Raw genomic sequence first — 17,094 nt, forward strand, 5'->3', positions numbered from 1 at the left:
CACAACGGTTATGTGCGATAGCATGGAAGCAATGTTTACCTAGGTCGATACCTAAAATATGAATAGAAGACATATGGTTCACCTCATTCTGAGAGCCTACTCTAAGCTTAAGGGCTTGAGAGTGAGGCGGACCATATAATTAAGCCCACACGAGGTGGGCTTCATTATTTGAAGTATCGTGATGTTAGTTCAGGATTAGCTGGTCAGTAATTTCTGTAGCTTGTCTCTGAGCATCTCAATGTGTGTTCTTTCTGGCGTTTGCTCTTTGCAGTGTTCGAGAATGAATTCGATAGAGCTCAATACCGTTCGCCAGCGAGGTGTTTTCGGCAGCGTTTCTACGCGCAGGTATTTGTCCAACGTTCGCGTTTGAAGCGTGCTACGGTCTAAGTAGACGCGCCACAACCCACTCTTTTCTGCGAAAGCAAACTTGGTCTCACCAGTCACCGATTCCCAGTAGACAATGGCATTGGTCATGGCATCCACTAGGACTTCACGCATTAATTCTTGCTTGTTTTTCCCTTCTCCAGTCGCTTTATCAGCAAGGCGAGTAAATTCACCACCAAGTTCTTTGAGTTGTTGCAGCTTATCTTTGTCACCTTCAAAGGCATAACTAGAAAGCGCTTCAACGGCCGTCTCAAGGTTATTGATACGGTTTGAGTTAACGCCACCACCAACATTAAATATGTACATGGTGTCGAGCCCAGAACCTTCTGGCAGCTTGAGGATGTCACTTGGTATGCGCTGACGGGTATCGTCAATATAGATGTCGATATCACCACAATAGTGCGCCTGTTCCACCTTAAGGTATTTAGGTGCGATGATCTCATCGGCCATAGAGCGCTTAAGTTGTTCTTGCCCGCGCCTAAACAGTTTCGCTGCCGCTTCATTGGCAAAGCGAATACGCTGATCATCACGAATACAGATGATGGCTTCTGGAGCCGACTCTAACTGTTCTAGCAAACGTCCTTGAGTTTCTAACAGGTTGGCTTCAACCATGGCTCGGTGTTTGAGCTCAAGTTGCAGTTGGTCATTCTCAAGGCGTCTTTGTTCGGCTTTACTTGCTGACAAGTGAGCCGTGATTCGCGCAGCCAGTTCCTGCTTGTTGAATGGCTTAGATAAATAATCATTGGCACCTGATTCGAAACCGCGTACACGGTCTTCTGCTTGGTTGAGTGCCGTCAGCATGATTATTGGCAACTGTGCATGGTCATATTGCTTACGCAGCGATTCACACACTTGATAACCACTCATGCCTGGCATCATGATGTCGAGTAGAAGGAGTTCTGGCTTCTCTTTCTCAATCAACTCAATGGTTTCAGGGCCATCACAGGCTGTGCGTACTCGGTAGCCTTCTAATTTCAAGAAGCTGTCCAATACTCGCAGGTTCACGGGTTCGTCATCAGCGATAACTAATAGTGGACCATCAGGGTTCTCACTGATAACACTGTTCTCTTGCTGCGCGTTATCAATTAAATCAGGCGCTTGGAAGTGCGAGTAGCTGCCTGATTCGTTGTAGTTTTTAAGTTCTTCTTCTGTAGCCAAAGGCAGAGTAAAGCTGAATGTGGTACCAAGCATCGGTTGGCTACTTACATACAGCGATCCACCCATTAGCTCGATTAGCTGGCGACTGATTGATAATCCAAGCCCTGCACCTTGGCGATAGTTACTCGCATCTTGTCCTGCTTGAATTAACGGCTCAAAGATGTGCTCAAGGTACTCTGCTGGTATGCCTTGGCCAGTATCGACAACCTGTACACGAATGTTATCGTCGATAACGCTTGCTGAGATAACAATTTTACCTTCGGATGTGTACTTGATGGCATTGCCGACCAAGTTATACATCACTTGTTCAAGTCGTTGAGGATCGGAGGAGACGAGCCCTAGATCGCTCGGGACTTGGTTAATAATACGGATTGGTTTGTTACCCAACAGGTGATGAGATAACTCAAGTACCAAGCTGGTGGCTGCCGACAAATCAACCGCAGATTTCTTAATATCCAAGCTGCCGTAACGCATCTTGTGGTAATCAAGCAAGTCATCAACCAGCGTAGCTAATCGCTGACCACTATTGATGATGATATCTAACTGATATTTCTGGTTAGCCGGAATAGGACCATTCGCGCCAGATATCAGAGCTTCGGCAATACCAACCATGCCATGCAGTGGTGTTCTCAATTCGTGAGAGGTTGTCGCTAAGAACTCATCTTTGAGTTTGTTAGCCAGCTGTAACTCTTCGTTTTGCTTCTGGATTGTTTTGAGGTTGTCTTCAAGTTCATCATTTTGGCTTTTGATGAGTTGCATCTTTTCACGAATAGAGCGCTGCATTCGTTCAAAGCTGACTGCCAAGCGACCGATTTCATCTTTACGCTCGGTATTGATCATCGTCTCATCCAGATCACCGGCAGATACTTTTTCGGCTGCCCATGTCAATTTAAGCAGCGGTGAGGTGATGAAGTTAGAGAGGTAATGCGATGCGACAACCACCAGAATGATCGCCGTTAGCATTACTATCACGAAGATCTTTTCTAGTTGATGGATACGGGCAAATGCCTCTTTTTCAGGAAGTTCGACAACGAGAGCCCAAGTCGCATACTTGAGTTCAATTGGTGTATAGGCCGCGATGATCGCCTGATCTAGAGTGTTATCAAATGTGCCTACGGCTGTTTCGCCCGCAAGTGCTTTATCAACCACGTCTAGGCTTAAGTTAATCGACTCTTGAGAGTGCGCAAGGCTGCGAGGTAAGTGGTCACTACCAACAAGAAGTGTTTGAATATTAGAGCTCTTGTTTAGATCGGCAATCAGTTTAGTGATGCCATTGATCGGTAGCCTGAACATGGCATAACTGTGTAGATAGCCCTGTTGCACAATAGGTGCACCTAGCCATGCCGTCTGTTTACCGTTCTCGTCTTTAAAGTCCGATACAATAACAGGCGTGTAATCTTCATTAGACTTACGGCGATCGGTGACATCTTTGGCGAGTCGTTGAAAGGTAACGCCTAGGTTTGAATCTTTGTACTTACCTGTCAGCAAGTTGGTGCCGTAATCGTCATTTTTAAAGACGGAGTAAGCAACGTTACCGTTGATATCAACCAATAGAATATCGTCAAAATCGGAGCGTTTAAGCAGCTCTAAGTAAGCGTTATGGTAGCGCTTGTGCAATAGGCGGTAACGTTCACTACCAATGTAGCTACTCGACTCAGGAAGAATCGATGTTTTGATCTGATCGCCCGACCCTTGAATGTAGCGTTGTTGCGCATTACTGCGTGCTTCGTCAATATCTAGACCAAGTCGCTGGAAGGCATTGATCAAACCATAGAATCGGCCGCCACTGGCGTTGGCTAGTTCAGAGCGAACAAAGCCCATCACTTGGGATTCTTGGGCTTGCAGGTAATCGACAATTTGTTGTTGCTTAGTATCACGGACTGAAACAAGGTGTGAGGTGCTTTGTTCCTGAAGGTCCTGACTGTGCGATTGAAGGAAAAATATCGCGATAAGTGTCACTGGGGTAATACTGAGGACAAGAAATGCCAGCATTAGGGTATTTTGAAGGCGCTTAAACTTCTGCTTACGATAAAATCTAAACATAAATTGGGTACTACTTTCCTTTGATGTACTGCTAAAAGGGGCGAAAACAAGTACAGAGAATAGAATTAATGGTTTCCAATTTAACGAAATTAACGAGTTTTTTTACTTTGACAAGTAAGTGGTATTTAAAGCGTGTGCAAAAGCTCACTTTTATAGAGTTTTGACAAAAATATGAACAGACAGCGCAGATAATGACCCTGCGCTGTGCTAGAGAGGCTACTTACTTGCGTGGTAGATCGCGAATTTGGTGGTCTTATTTAGAGTCGCGCATTTTCCAAACGCTTGCTCAATAATTGGGATGTATTTTAAGAAACTGTTCGCGACAATAATCATCTCACCTGAGCGCTTCAAATGTTTAGGTGCCTGCGCAAGTAAGGTCTCAGTCGCGCTGTAGCTGGTGTCTAAACCTGAGTGGAATGGTGGGTTACTGATGATGAATTGGTAGTCTTGTGCTGTATCAGAATAGACATCTGACGCGAAAACTTTGCCTGTTAAACCATTCGCTTCTAGTGTGGCTTGACTTGATGCTACGGCAAATGCACTGATGTCGCACATCTCTAGTTCGATATCAGGGTTACGAGATGCCATTACAGCGCCTAACACGCCTGCACCACAACCGAAGTCCAGAACTTTGCCTTTCAGTTTTGGCAAAGTATCCAACAGCAGTTGACTACCCACATCGAACTCACCGTGGCTGAATACGCCAGGAAGGCTTTTCACGGTCAGTGATTGCTCACCAATGTTAACCGTGTAGGTTTTAAACCAGTCTTGTAAGTTGAACGCTTGTGGCTGTTCGAAGCATTGGCCCCAGTAGAAAGAACAGCGACGCGCTGAATCGTATTTTACGACCTTACCGTAAGGCGCAAACATCTTCTCAATACTTTTCACGCCAGAGCGGTTTTCACCGATAACGACAATCTCAGTATCTTTGCCTAGCTTAGCGAATAGCATCGCCAACAAATACTCAGCTTCTGCCTTGGCTTTCGGCCAGTAGAGCATCACTAAGTCAGCTTTGGTCTCTTCGGTAAACTCAGCACCGTAAAAACGTTGGATGCTGCTATAACCTTCAAGCTGACGGTAGTAGCTGTAGTTTGAAGTAAATACAGTGACTGATTCACAGTGTTTTGCTAATTCAACAGGGAATAAGTCTTCAGCCTCACCGGCAACTAAAACATGTTTGCCTTCAAAGTAGGCAAGTTGGCGCTCAGCAATCTGGCTTGGGGCAATATAAGCTGACATAGGACACTCTATTGAATCGTTAGCAAAAAATGAGGGCGGATTTTCGCATAATCCGCCCAAAGCTTGAAGTGTTTAATACTCGTTCGACGAGTAAGTGATTGAAGAGCGGTTTAACTCTTGTCTTGCTGATTTAAAAAGTCCTTAAACTCTTCATCGTAGATGTTGAATAGGACGATAGTAATAGCAAAAATCAGTGGCCCGTAGATAAGACCAATCAAGCCAAACAGTTGAATACCACCTAGCAATGAGAAGAAAATCATTAAGGTGTTCATGCCCGCGCTGCCTTGCATTAGAAGCGGACGCAGAAGGTTGTCAATTGAGCCAACGATCGCTACACAGTAAACCGTTAGGAAAATGGCCCACGTAGTATCACCGGTTAGGAATAAGTAGGTCGCCGCTGGGATCCAGATTAGTGCTGTACCGACAACAGGGATGAAAGAGGCGAAGCCCATCATGGTACCCCAGAAGAGTCCTGGGAAACCTGCAATCCACATACCTAAGCCGCCGGCAAAACCTTGTGCAATCGCCGTTAAGAATGAACCCATAACGGCTGATTTAGAAACTTGCTCAATCTCAGTGAGAAGCTTGTCTTCTTGGCTGCGAGATAACGGAAGAATATGACGAACCACACTGATGATTTTGTCGTGATCTCTTAACAAGAAGAACAGAACAAACAACATCAAGAAGAAATCCATTAAGAAGTTGGTCGCATCACCAAGGATTTTTGCGCTGATCCCAACAAGTTTCGAGCCAAAGCTTGTCGCGAATTCACCCACCTTCTGCGCGATCGCTTGAGGCTCAATATTGTCAAAAGGCAGATAGTTGTTCACGAACGACAGGGCTTTCACAACTAAAGGGTGTTCGAACAGTGTTTGAATGCCGCCGTGTGTTACCCATTGGTAGGTGTTTTGAGAGAACAGAGAACCTTGCTGCACAATAGCTGCAAACACCGCCAATAAAGGAATTACGATAATAAAGGTTAAGATGACACAAGAAAGCAGGGAGACCACGTTTTCTTTATTCGGTATCTTTTTTTCAAGCCACTCATGGATCGGGAACATCAATAGTGAAATGATAAAGGCCATCACAATCGAGTTAACGTATGGTTCGATAAGCAGGTAGCAAGCATAAGCCGCCGCAAGTAGGGCAATGATGATCACCCAGTGGCTGGAATTGATTTTGATTTTTTCTGACACGGTAATGGTCTCTATATTTGCGTTCTGAGTTTATAATGGCTGCAAAACAGAGAGTTAGCAATGAGGAGTTTTGATTATGGGATGCTGTGATAAAGATAAGAAATGCCAAGACGAACAACAGCAAACAAAAAAAGAGATCCCTTGGTTCAGAATGTTCCTTGGTACGCTGATGTTGTTGGTTTTCCTGTTCTGGGAACGTTAGACGCTTTTCGTTAAATTTTCGAACAAATTGACGGGTAATCTAAGCGGTAATACTCGAGTTTAATTTAGTCGATGCATTAAAAAGGGCTGCGTTAATGCAGCCCTAAATTCAATCGGTTAGCGACTCATAAAGTGCTTTCGATTATTTGCTTTCAGCAGCAATGATAGCAAGAGAACGGTCAGCGGCTTCTAGTGTCGCATCCAGCTCTTTTGAGCCATGAGCAAGAGAAGTAAAGCTTGCTTCGAATGCTGAAGGAGCAAGGTAAACACCGTGATCCAGCATTAAGTGGAAGAAGCGCTTGAAGCGTTCTACATCACACTTAGTTACATCTTCGTAGCACGTCACAGTTTCTTGGTCTGTGAAGAAGAAACCAAACATACCACCAACTTGGTGTACTAGCATCGGGATGCCGTGCTTGTCAGCAAGCTGCTTGAAGCCATTCGCTAGCTGCTTAGTTTTTGAAGCTAGACGCTTTTCGTTGCCTTCTTCACGTAGAAGGTTCAAACATGCGTAGCCAGCAGCCATTGCAACAGGGTTACCTGAAAGCGTACCTGCTTGGTAAACTGGGCCGGTTGGTGCGATGTATTGCATTACTTCCTTACGACCACCAAAAGCACCCACAGGCATACCGCCGCCGATAACTTTACCAAGACATGTTAGATCTGGCTTGATGTTGTAGTAAGCCTGCGCACAGCCTTCAGCAACGCGGAAACCTGTCATTACCTCATCAAAGATCAGCAACGCACCTTCTTGGTCACAGATTTCACGTAGACCTTCGTGGAAGCCTTCTACTGGTGGGATACAGTTCATGTTGCCCGCAACTGGCTCAACGATGATGCACGAGATCTCGCCTTTGTTCGCAGCGAACAGCTCACGTACTGAATCTAGGTTGTTGAAGGTTGCAGTCAGCGTGTGCTTAGCAAAATCAGCTGGAACGCCTGGAGAGCTAGGTTGACCTAGAGTCAGCGCACCAGAACCTGCTTTTACAAGTAGGCTGTCTGCGTGGCCGTGGTAGCAGCCTTCAAACTTAAGAATTTTGTCACGACCTGTAAAGCCACGAGCAAGACGAATCGCACTCATTGTTGCTTCAGTACCTGAGCTAACCATACGTAGCTGTTCCATTGAAGGAACCATCTCAGACACAAGCTCAGCCATTTTGATTTCAGTTTCGGTTGGAGCACCGAAGCTAAGACCGCGTTGAGCTGCTTCAATAACGGCATCACGGATAACAACGTGGTTGTGACCAAGGATCATTGGACCCCAAGAGCCAACGTAATCGATATATGCTTTACCATCAGCATCAAAAATAAGTGGGCCATCAGCGCGTTCAACGAAGATTGGAGAACCACCTACGCCATTGAATGCACGAACTGGAGAGTTTACGCCACCAGGAATAGTTTGCTGTGCTTTTTCGTACAGCTCTGCTGATTTGGTCATTGATATATCCTCTTTTGACTGTCGGACCAATTGCCAAGCATTGTACCTATCCCTAATCCAACTAGGAATGCTTTCGCCCAGATAATCGCCCGAATCTGGTTGTTTTGTGTGGTTACACGTTTTAATTGCCAGATATTGACGAGTTTACAGCAGTAAAAGGAAGGATCCGGTGGTGAATACTTGAACGTTTCAGTCAGGTATTAGATAATCACCCGAATATAAGAAAATACTCAACAACACTGGTCTCGAATTAGATTTGTATCATGTTGTTTTTGACACAGGTAAGAGAGGTTGTCGTGAGCGAAGTAAATATCCCATTGTCTTTTTCTGATGCAGCAGCTACCCGCGTACAAACGCTAATCGCTGAAGAAGAAAACCCAGAACTAAAACTACGTGTATACATTACAGGTGGTGGTTGTAGTGGTTTCCAATACGGCTTCACATTTGATGAAAAAGTAAATGATGGCGACACTACGATTGTAAACAGCGGTGTAACGCTGGTTGTTGACCCAATGAGCCTACAATACCTAATGGGCGGCATGGTTGATTACACAGAAGGCCTAGAAGGCGCACGCTTCTTTGTGAACAACCCGAACGCTACAACAACATGTGGTTGTGGCGCATCATTCAGCGTATAGCTTGAAAGATAGCTAGAGTTAAAAGACAGCTTTAGCTGAAAGCTACACCAGAAGGTTGTAAACGCCGAACTTATGTTCGGCGTTTTTGTTTTTATATCCCCAAATTTCTCTTGATAACAAAGCTCGGTTCTGAGCAAGGCTCTTGTTTTTCACGCAGCCTCAAAATTGCTAAGACACATTAAGTCATTGCTTTTAAAACCATTCCAACCTTCTATTTTATCATTTTTAGTACACGGCATATTTTTTAAACTGTCGATAGCGTCCAACTTCGTTTGGTTTTGGTCTGTTAAGGTTACCTATGTGTATCAGGAAGTTGCACATGACAGTGTTAAGCCATTTAGCGCGTCTTAATCACATCGGACAAAAGGATTTGCTATGCCCACTCTATTTTCTAACTCACCACTTTTTCAGAAACTGAAACAGCCGTGGCTAGTGTCTCTGATTTTAGTGATGTTGTTGTCTATCTGGCTTGGCCTAGGAGTGGGGCAAGCAGAAGAGTCGCCAGAGAAAAAAGCGACAGAAATTCCGTTGGCCAAGGTCTCCTTTCAAACATTCACCTCATCACCTACCTTTAAAACCATTGATTTATATGGTCGCACGGCACCCGACAGGCATGCTCGATTAGGCGCGGAAGTTGCGGGTAAGATTGTTCGCTTGAACGTTGTGAAGGGCGATGTGGTTAAAGGAGGGCAGGCTATTGCTCAGATCGATAAAGGTGATTTGGAAATACAGTTAGAGCGTGCATCGGCTCTGTATCGTTTAAAGCAGAAAGAGTTCAAAGCGGCGCAGTCACTGAAGAAAAGAGGTCTGCAAGGTGAGATCGCCTACACCACAGCAGAGGCTTCGTTAACAGAAGCGAAAGCCATGATGCGCAATGCAGAATTGGCTTTAAAGAATACTGTTATTACCTCGCCTTTTTCGGGTGTGGTTCAAGATTTGATGGTCGAGTTGGGTGATTTCGTTGGTGTTGGCGATCCAGTCGCAGGCGTAATTGACCTAGATCCCTTGGTGATTGAAGCCGATGTCAGTGAGCGCCATATCCAACATCTATTAGTCAATCAATCTGCTTTGGTTCGCTTACTTGGAAGAGAAGAGGCGGAAGGGCGTTTGCGTTATGTATCTCGAATTTCTTCGGCCTCAACCAATACTTTCCCAATCGAGATTGAAATCGATAATTCTGAAGGCCTATTACCTGCTGGGGTTAGCGCTGAAGTGAAACTCAACCTAGAAACAAGAGACGCAATCAAGGTGACACCTGCAATGCTGGCTTTGGATGAGGCCGGTAATCTTGGGGTCAAAACATTGGTTTCAGTTGATGATTCACCAATCGTGAAATTTATTGGGATTCAGCTAGTGAAGGCAGAACAAGATGGGGTGTGGCTCACGGGTTTAGGTCAACGGGCGGATATCATCACTGTCGGACAAGGGTTTGTGCGTGATGGTGATTCGGTGATTGCGGTTGAGCAAGGTGCTGAACTCTCAAACGTAACAACTGAGTAGGAGATAACTGATGTATTCAATTATTGATGCAGCCTTGTCTCGTGCTCGAACAATGCTCTCTCTTTTAGCGCTCATCTTGGTTTCAGGTGTCATTACCTATATCACGATACCCAAAGAGTCGAGCCCTGACATTACCATCCCGATTATCTACGTTTCAGTCGGGCACCAAGGGATCTCGCCAACCGATGCCGAACGTTTATTGGTTCGACCTATCGAGCAAGAGCTGAGGTCGATTGAAGGCGTAAAGGAGATGACAGCCACTGCAGCGGAAGGGCACGCCTCTGTGGTGTTGGAATTTAATGTTGGAGTCGATCTAACCAAAGCAATGGCGGATGTTCGTGACGCCGTCGATCTCGCCAAACCAAAGTTACCAGAAGACAGTGATGAACCGACCGTAAATGAAGTCACACTCGCTTCTGAACAGCCAGTGCTTTCTGTTGTGCTATTCGGCACCGTTCCTGAACGCACTATCGTACAAATTGCCCGAGAAGTGGGAGATAAACTCGAAAGCTATCGCCAGATATTAGAGGTTGATATTGCGGGTGATAGGGAAGACATCGTTGAAATCATCGTTGATCCGCTATTGATGGAGAGCTACAGCCTAGATCAAGCTGACATCTACAACCTGATCGCTTTGAACAACCGAGTGGTTGCCGCGGGTTTTGTCGATACTGGCTATGGTCGTTTTTCGGTTAAAGTACCTTCGGTGTTTAATTCCTTAAAGGATGTGCTTGAGCTACCTATCAAAGTGGATGGTAAGCAGGTGGTCACTTTTGGTGATGTGGCGACAGTTCGTCGAGCATTTAGAGACCCGGAAAGCTTTGCGCGTTTAGATGGCAAGTCTGCGGTTGTCTTGGATATCAAAAAGCGTGCAGGTGAGAACATCATCGAAACGGTTGAGCTAGTCAAAGCTGTAATGGCCGGGGCTCAGCAGCAAGCTGAATGGCCAAACAATCTATTGGTTAAATACACTTGGGACGAATCTAAAGATGTGAAGATCATGCTTAATGATCTTCAAAACAATATTCTATCCGCCATCATTCTGGTGGTGATCGTGATTATCGCGATTCTTGGTGTGCGTACCGCGTTATTGGTGGGCATCTCAATTCCTGGATCATTCCTCACTGGGTTACTAGTCCTATCTGTATTCGGTTTAACCGTTAACATCGTGGTGTTGTTTTCACTGATTATGGCGGTGGGGATGCTCGTCGATGGCGCCATTGTCGTGACTGAGTTTGCCGACCGGAGAATGCAAGAAGGGGAAGGACGTAAAGCGGCCTATCGAGACGCAGCCAAGCGAATGGCATGGCCAATAACGGCATCAACGGCTACAACTTTAGCGGCGTTTGCTCCACTGCTGTTTTGGCCAGATGTAACAGGCGAATTCATGAAGTTCCTGCCACTCACTCTAATCGCTACCTTAACAGCTTCATTGATTATGGCGCTGTTATTTGTGCCCGTGTTAGGTGGCTTAATTGGAAAACCGCAATATGTATCGTCCCAGAGCCAAGCTCGAATGGTGGCTTTGCATAACGGTGATTTCTCACAGGCGACAGGCTTAACCAAGGCTTATTACCACACACTGTCGATTGCGATTAAACACCCATTTAAGATTCTGTTCAGTGCGATATTACTTGCGGTGGCGGTTGGTTTTACGTATTCAGAAGCAGGACTCGGTGCTGAGTTCTTCCCTGAGGTTGATCCACCATTCTTTAACGTCAAAGTTCGTTCGCATGGTGACTTATCTATCCAAGAAAAAGACGACATCATGCGTGATATTGAACAGATAATGTTGAATCATGATGAGTTCGATACCGTTTATACGCGTACCGGTGGTGACGACCAGATTGGTTTGATATCGATTACTCCTGTCGACTGGCAATACCGCCGCAGCGTGAAAGTGATCATTGATGAATTAAAGGTGCAAACCGATCAATACGCAGGTGTAGAGATTGAATACAAGTTCCCCGATGCAGGGCCTCCAGTTGAAAATGACTTGGTTATCGAGCTTTCCGCTAAAACACCTGAGCAACTCAATCAGGCAGCAAAAATTGTGAGAAATTGGGCGGATGGCAATCAAGCACTGACCAATATCAGCGACACTGCGAGTAAAGATGGCATCGATTGGAAGGTGGATATCCGCCGAGACGATGCCGCCCGTTTTGCAGCAGACGCGACCTTGGTCGGCAACACCGTTCAGTTTGTCACTAACGGGCTAAAGATTGGTGATTATCTCCCTGATGATTCATCAGAAGAGGTCGATATTTTGGTGCGTTACCCGAATGATAAAAGGGATATTGGACGCTTTGACCAGCTGAGAGTGAAAACGCCAGCAGGTTTAGTGCCTATCACCAACTTTGCCCAGATTGTTCCCGACCATAAACAGGACACGATTAAGCGCCTCGATGGAAAGCGTGTGGTGAACATCATGGCGGATATGGAAGAGGGCTATAATCTTGCTCTTGAACTGCCAAAGATCGAGCAAGCGTTAAGTGAATTGGGGCTGCCGAGTAGTGTTGAGTTTCGTATCCGTGGCCAAAACGAAGAACAAGAGAACTCGTCAGCCTTCTTACAAAGTGCTTTCTTGGTGGCTTTAGCGGTAATGGCTTTGATTCTGATTACTCAGTTCAACAGTTTCTATCAAGCGTTCTTGATTCTAAGTGCGGTGCTGTTCTCTACGGTTGGTGTGTTTGTTGGTCTGCTTATCTTCCAGCGCCCGTTTGGCATAGTGATGTCGGGTATTGGAGTGATCGCACTGGCTGGGATAGTGGTGAACAACAATATCGTGCTGATCGATACCTATAACCAATTGATTAAAAGAGGCTTGGATAAGCGAGATGCGATTCTGAGAACCGGTGTTCAGCGTTTAAGACCAGTAATGCTCACGACGGTCACAACCATTTTAGGTTTGATGCCGATGGTGCTAGAGATGAACATCGACCTGATTAATCAAAAGATAGAGTTTGGCGCGCCAAGTACACAATGGTGGTCACAGCTAGCGACTGCTATTGCTGGTGGGCTGGCGTTTGCGACGGTACTGACCTTGGTACTGACACCGTGTCTGTTAATGTTAGGTCGAGAAAAGAAGCCTAAAAAATAACAGAACATTTGGATTCTACGAACATAAAAAGAGCGCCTTGATGGGCGCTCTTTTTATTGTTTTACCGTGATTAGACTTTGAATCTAATTAGTTGCTAGCAACTGACCGTATCGCTCAAGGTTCTTCAATCGAATCTCTGAGTTAGCAATAAATGTTGCTTTTGCTTTACCGGTTAGCGACTTAGATTGTGGCAACTTCACGGTACGTGCATTCTTGTGAACGCCATTAACCAAGAATTCATAGTGTAAGTGCGGACCAGTCACACGACCTGTACCACCCAAAGTACCAATGGTTTGGCCTTGTTTGACTCGTTGGCCTGTTTTTACCATGCGTCGCTTCATGTGCAGGTACTTGGTGATGTAGGTGTTACTGTGTCGGATGAACACATAGTTACCATTGAACTGGTTGTAACCCGACTTCTGAACGATACCATCACCTGCCGCCCAGATAGGCGTGCCAACAGGAGCCGCATAGTCAGTACCACGGTGAGCACGAACCTTGCCTGTTACTGGGTGTTTTCTACGTGGGTTAAAGTTCGATGTTACACGACGGAAATCAATCGGAGAGCGTAGGAAGGCCTTCTTCATTGCTCGACCATTCTCATCGAAGTAGTTGCCGCTTTTATCATCTAATACCGCGGTAAATGAATCACCTTGGTTTTTGAACACTGCCGCCATGATCTTGCCGCGACCAATCACTTCGCCTTCAACCACTTTCTCTTGGTACAAGATCTTGAAGCTGTCGTTCTTACGAATATCCAACGCAAAGTCGATGTCCCAACCGAAGATCCCCGCCAATTCCATAATCTGGTTTGCAGTTAGGCCTGCACTAACACCGGCATTCCAGAAGTTAGACGTGATGTTGGCTTCGGCATAATTGTATTGGTAAGCCACTTCTTTCTTGTCGAAGCTAGAAGAAAATGAATCGCCAGATTTAGTGATCTTGAAGCTTTCAAATGCACTAAGTTGGCGTTTTAACTGAATAAGGCCGTTGTTTTCATCAAAGCCGAATTGCAATACATCGCCAGGTCTTAGGTTCGACAGCTGTTTCTTAATATCATTATTGGTATTGAGTAGCGTTATTAACAGGCGGTATGAGAGGCCAATACGCTCGAATAAAACAGAGGTGCTTTCGCCAGAACGAACGGTGTATTTTTCCCAATTGAGTACTGCCGTTGGTGGTGCGTCACTCGAGCTAACCAGCGCAGATGCATCGATAGTTAGTGGATAATGTTTTCCCACGACTAAAGCGCCCGAATCGTCACGTAAACTGTTTACGTCGGGGAGTAAGAAAATCGCGACGAAAATTATGGCACTAAAAAATGCGATAAAAGCCCGGTGCAAAATAGGAAGGCGTGCAAAAATAGACAACATGTTCCGGTTCGTTCTGTAAATATTATGAAAATCGACGACGGAATAGTGTAACTGGTTTCAAAATACATCGCTATTCAAGTAAGATGTCTAATTAATGTATTTTTGCCAAATCTGTGGGAGTGAACAAGAATGGCGAGTATTGAAGCTGCACTAGCCGAGATCAAACGTGGCGTAGAAGAACTGATTCCAGAAGACGAACTGATTGCTAAATTAAAAGAAGGTCGTCCTTTACGCATTAAGCTGGGTGCCGATCCAACAGCTCCAGATATCCACCTAGGCCATACGGTTATCTTTAACAAGCTTCGTGCTTTCCAAGAGCTTGGTCATGAAGTGACATTCCTTATCGGTGATTTCACTGCAATGGTTGGTGACCCATCAGGTAAAAATTCAACGCGTCCACCGCTAAGCCGTGAAGACGTATTGAAGAATGCTGAAACTTACAAAGAGCAAGTATTCAAGATTCTAGATCCTGCGAAAACGCAAATTCGTTTCAACTCTGAGTGGTTATCTGAGCTTGGTGCTGAAGGCATGATTCGTCTTGCTTCTAACCAAACTGTTGCTCGTATGCTTGAGCGTGATGACTTTAAAAAGCGTTACGCTGGTGGTCAACCGATCGCAATCCACGAATTCATGTACCCACTTCTTCAAGGTCACGACTCTGTTGCACTAGAGAGCGACGTTGAGCTTGGCGGTACTGACCAGAAGTTTAACCTTCTAATGGGTCGAGAACTGCAAAAAGCAGCAGGTCAAAAACCACAAGCGGTACTGATGATGCCACTACTTGTAGGTCTAGATGGCGTTAAGAAGATGTCTAAGTCTGCGCACAACTACATCGGTATCAGCGAAGCACCAAGCGAGATGTTTGGTAAGATCATGTCTATCTCTGACGATCTAATGTGGAGCTACTACGAGCTACTGTCTTTCCGTCCACTTGAAGAAGTTGCGGAGCTGAAAGCTGGCGTTGATGCAGGTAAGAACCCGCGTGACGTTAAAGTGCTACTAGCAAAAGAGATCATTGCTCGTTTCCACTCTGAAGTGGATGCTGATGCAGCAGAGCAAGAGTTCGTTAATCGTTTTGCTAAGAACCAAGTGCCAGAAGATATGCCTGAATTCGAATTCGAAGCAGGCCTACCAATTGCTAACGTTCTAAAAGAAGCGGGTCTAGTAAACTCGACTTCTGATGCGATGCGTATGATCAAGCAAGGCGCAGCTAAGCTTGAAGGCGAGAAGATTGAAGACAGCAAATTTGTACCTGAAGCAGGTACTGCGGTTTACCAAGTTGGTAAGCGTAAGTTTGCTCGTATTACTATCAAGTAATAACGCTCATCAATAATTGAACAAAAGGCATCTGCGGATGCCTTTTTTATTGACCTAAAATTGACGAAACTTTGAAACGCCTATTGCTACACTATGCGCGCTGTCAAATTGACAGTAATTCTGGAGATTTTTATGAACAATACCGACCATCCTCCTAGTTTGAATGGAGAAGAATAACCTGTCTCGGTATTGATCTATTGTCCTGCCGTTCAGGTAGGGTATCTTTGTTTTCCCCCTCATTCTTTTCCACACTCTAGATTCTAACAAGTAGACACGCCAGTAGTTTTCAGCTCTTGGTGCGCCTAGTTATACGCTCTTGGTGCGCTTGGCTACATCCTCTTGGTGTAAAAGCTATATGCCCTTGGTGTGCTAGCTATAGGCTATTTGTTTTGATGGTCGTTACCTTTGCCAATCGGGAGATTCGCCATGACGGTAATGAACAACACTTTTTTATCTATTGAAGCTCTGTACTCAGAGCAAGACATCCAAGCTGTATCGAATGCATTTCAACAGTACGGACGTGAGCAACAAGTTAACCTTTTGAATCGCATGCCGCTTGAAGATGCGGTGTTAGTACTTGGGCAATGTTCTCTTAGTACGATTCAGACTTTACTTAGTGAGCTAGAAGAGCAGGGCTTTGAGAAGCGCTCTCGACATCTAGCTCACCAACTAGGGCTGATCTACTCAGAGGTTGAACCTCAACAGGGTTACCTTTCAACTGGGGTGATGAGCCACGTTAGGCAGCGCATCGGTTGGATTATTGCACTAGCACTACTTGGTATCGTTTCTGGGCTTATCATCGCCCAGTATGAAGATATCCTCAGCCAGTTAGTGCTTCTAGCTATTTATATGCCGGTAATCGCCGCTGCGGGTGGTAACACAGGAACACAAGCTGCGACTCTAGTGATTAGAGCCTTAGCCACAGGCGAGTTGAAGAAGCGCCAATGGGCTAACGTTTTATGGAAAGAGTTTAGAGTTGCTATTTGCTTAGCTCTGGCAATTGCAATGGTAATGATTGGTCGTATTTTGCTGTTTAGCGAAAAACAATCAACAGGCGGTTATGACATCAACATGATTGCACTTGCGATTGCCGTAGCACTGTTTATTCAGGTGACGATATCCACAGTGCTCGGTGGTGGGTTGCCGATCGTTGCTAGGCTATTTAAGCTTGATCCTGCGGTTTTAGTGAGCCCAGTGCTTGCTTCTATAGTGGATATATCAGGAATGTGGATCTATTTCACTGTCGTGAATTCATTCCTCGGTATCGCTTAGTTCCTATATAAATAGGCACCTATAAAAAGAACTAAAAACACCTAGAAACAAAAATGGCGCTGAAGATTTTAGATCTTCAGCGCCATTTTTTTATTGGCTCCTCAAAACCACCGCCTAGGGCGGTGGTGATTGCTCCTTGAGGCTATAGCCTGAAGAAGTGCCCATGTTAGAAGTAACCTCTTATTCACCACAAGTAAGAGGAAACAACCACATGGGCGATTACAGAAGTTCATCA

General features: G+C 45.3%; 11 protein-coding genes. 6 read left to right on the forward strand and 5 right to left on the reverse strand.

Features of this window, described 5'->3' with window-relative positions:
* Nucleotides 1-195: 195 nt before the first annotated feature.
* The 3 genes from L1D37_RS23655 to L1D37_RS23665 form a co-directional block, all read right to left on the reverse strand.
* Complete coding sequence (locus tag L1D37_RS23655; protein ID WP_239849327.1) at nt 196-3,585, reverse strand: response regulator; 3,390 nt, start codon at nt 3,583-3,585, stop codon at nt 196-198.
* A 216-nt stretch (nt 3,586-3,801) separates the two neighbouring features.
* Complete coding sequence (gene rsmC / locus L1D37_RS23660; protein WP_239849328.1) at nt 3,802-4,824, reverse strand: 16S rRNA (guanine(1207)-N(2))-methyltransferase RsmC; 1,023 nt, start codon at nt 4,822-4,824, stop codon at nt 3,802-3,804.
* A gap of 110 nt (nt 4,825-4,934) precedes the next feature.
* Nucleotides 4,935-6,020 (reverse strand): AI-2E family transporter, encoded by a 1,086-nt coding sequence (locus L1D37_RS23665; protein ID WP_017633266.1) that lies wholly within the window; start codon nt 6,018-6,020, stop codon nt 4,935-4,937.
* A gap of 76 nt (nt 6,021-6,096) precedes the next feature.
* On the opposite strand from L1D37_RS23665, the gene L1D37_RS24050 reads away from it, so the two are divergent.
* A complete protein-coding gene (locus L1D37_RS24050) occupies nt 6,097-6,222 on the forward strand; it encodes a hypothetical protein (protein WP_048658168.1) in 126 nt (41 codons plus the stop codon).
* 141 nt (nt 6,223-6,363) lie between these two features.
* On the opposite strand, the gene hemL is transcribed toward L1D37_RS24050, so the two are convergent.
* Nucleotides 6,364-7,659 (reverse strand): glutamate-1-semialdehyde 2,1-aminomutase, encoded by a 1,296-nt coding sequence (gene hemL, locus L1D37_RS23670; protein ID WP_048605689.1) that lies wholly within the window; start codon nt 7,657-7,659, stop codon nt 6,364-6,366.
* Between the two features lie 296 nt (nt 7,660-7,955).
* Between hemL and erpA the strand changes: the two genes are divergently transcribed.
* The 3 genes from erpA to L1D37_RS23685 all read left to right on the forward strand — a co-directional run bounded on the left by erpA (nt 7,956) and on the right by L1D37_RS23685 (nt 12,897).
* A complete protein-coding gene (gene erpA / locus L1D37_RS23675; protein WP_004734539.1) occupies nt 7,956-8,297 on the forward strand; it encodes an iron-sulfur cluster insertion protein ErpA in 342 nt (113 codons plus the stop codon).
* 375 nt (nt 8,298-8,672) lie between these two features.
* Complete coding sequence (locus L1D37_RS23680; RefSeq protein ID WP_239849329.1) at nt 8,673-9,797, forward strand: efflux RND transporter periplasmic adaptor subunit; 1,125 nt, start codon at nt 8,673-8,675, stop codon at nt 9,795-9,797.
* A 10-nt stretch (nt 9,798-9,807) separates the two neighbouring features.
* Entirely contained in the window at nt 9,808-12,897 is a 3,090-nt protein-coding gene (locus L1D37_RS23685; protein ID WP_239849330.1) for an efflux RND transporter permease subunit, read from the forward strand.
* A gap of 83 nt (nt 12,898-12,980) precedes the next feature.
* Here the strand turns inward: L1D37_RS23685 and L1D37_RS23690 are convergent, their stop codons facing one another.
* A complete protein-coding gene (locus tag L1D37_RS23690) occupies nt 12,981-14,270 on the reverse strand; it encodes a peptidoglycan DD-metalloendopeptidase family protein (RefSeq protein WP_239849331.1) in 1,290 nt (429 codons plus the stop codon).
* Between the two features lie 129 nt (nt 14,271-14,399).
* On the opposite strand from L1D37_RS23690, the gene tyrS reads away from it, so the two are divergent.
* The gene (tyrS, locus tag L1D37_RS23695; protein WP_239849332.1) at nt 14,400-15,587 is read left to right on the forward strand and encodes a tyrosine--tRNA ligase; all 1,188 of its coding nucleotides are present in this window, start codon (nt 14,400-14,402) and stop codon (nt 15,585-15,587) included.
* Between the two features lie 426 nt (nt 15,588-16,013).
* Nucleotides 16,014-16,859, forward strand: a complete 846-nt coding sequence (locus tag L1D37_RS23700; RefSeq protein ID WP_239849333.1) for a magnesium transporter — start codon at nt 16,014-16,016, stop codon at nt 16,857-16,859.
* Nucleotides 16,860-17,094: the final 235 nt, after the last annotated feature.

Source organism: Vibrio sp. Isolate33 (assembly GCF_022397895.1).
GTDB classification, from domain to species: Bacteria; Pseudomonadota; Gammaproteobacteria; order Enterobacterales; family Vibrionaceae; genus Vibrio; species Vibrio pomeroyi.